The 1,404-nt window shown below is 62.7% G+C and carries 2 protein-coding genes; both read left to right on the forward strand.

Annotated features, from left to right (window positions below; translation table 11 throughout):
- Positions 1–222 precede the first annotated feature (222 nt).
- Positions 223–708, forward strand: a complete 486-nt coding sequence (locus AC1DU6_RS31160; RefSeq protein ID WP_457324853.1) for a hypothetical protein — start codon at positions 223–225, stop codon at positions 706–708.
- Between the two features lie 45 nt (positions 709–753).
- Positions 754–1,404, forward strand: a 651-nt coding sequence (locus AC1DU6_RS31165; RefSeq protein WP_477861998.1) for a HipA N-terminal domain-containing protein, incomplete at its 3' end; no start/stop codon positions are given.

Consider the following 1,404-nt stretch of genomic DNA (forward strand, 5'->3'; position numbering starts at 1 on the left):
ACCCAGCACGCTCAGCAAGCTCTTCCTGCGTGACCTGGTTCACGGCGCGAAGCTCTTTGATGCGCTGTCCGAACCGTTTCTGCAGGGTTGTTTTCACCCCGACATGCTTGTGTACGTACACTAATTGATACACACACCAATTCGTACATTTGCATGCTTAGGCGCCGATCCTCAGGTCTGCCCTGGGTCAGCTGTACGGTTACGAACCAGTCGAGAGGCTAGATGTCGAAGCTTGAAACCATCTCGGGCCGCGTGAAGCACGTGGGTCAACACTCGTTTGATGACCACATCCACACCTACAGCCTCATCGAGCTGGAAACCAGCGCCGGTCGCGTCGACTTGGCCGACGCGAGCGCAGCCAACGCGCTGAGGCGCGCCATCGAGCCCGGGAAGTCCGTCGCTCTGGCCATCCTTCGCATGGATGACGGCGGCAAGCTCAAGAACTTGGTCCTCGGTGTCTACGACAAGGACGAGCAGCGCCTCTTCGTGAACGAGGAGATGTACGGTCTGCGCGAYCACGCCGTCAAACAGTTCTTCCTGTTCAGCGTCCTGGGCATCGTCATCATCCCCGTGGGACTTGCCTTCTTCATCATCCCCGGCCTCCTGTACATCCGCGCGCTATGGAAGGCATGGCGGTCGAGTCGGCAGCTGCCGGCGGCCGATGAACTGCGGACTTTCGTGGAAGCGCTCCAGCCAGCGGCGGCATGAGCTGAACCGCGGCAGGTCGGCATCAGCGCTTCAAGGATCCACGTGATGGCCCGCGAGATGGCCAAAACGACCGACAGGGTCTCACTGCTTGACGTGTCGATCAACGGCATTGGCACAGGCCAGTTGCTCAAGGCCTCGAACTACGAGTTCCGCTACGACGACAGCCGTCAGAGCCAGGCTGGCATTGCGCTGCACATGCCGCCAAGAGAAAGGGCGTCCTGGCGGGACGGCGCCCTCTTCGCGACGATGGACCAGCACCTGCCCGAAGGCGATCTGCTGCTGCGCCTCAGCACCATGGTCCCGGAGCAGGAACTGCACCCCATGAACCTGCTGGCCAGGGTCCGCGAGAACGGAATCGGCCGGCTGGGCTTCGCCTTGCCGGGCGCGGGCGTGGCACCGCCGCCAATTCGCTTGCGCCGGGAGGCTCTGCTGTCCATGCCATTCACACAGGCTGCCTTCGACGAGCTGGCTGACGGCTACCTGCGCACTGGCGCTGGAATCGCCGGCGTGCAGCCCAAGCTCATGCTGGCAGATCGCACAGACGTGTCGGTTCCCACGGTCATCGTGAAGGTGGCGCCGCTGGCTTACCCCGGCCTGGCGGCCAACGAGTTCCTCTGCTTGTCAACTGCCAGGCGCGCCGGTATGCCGACGCCTGGGTTTGACCTCTCGCACGACGGGCACATGCTTGTTGTCGAC

It is taken from the genome of Roseateles sp. P5_B10 (assembly GCF_056400485.1).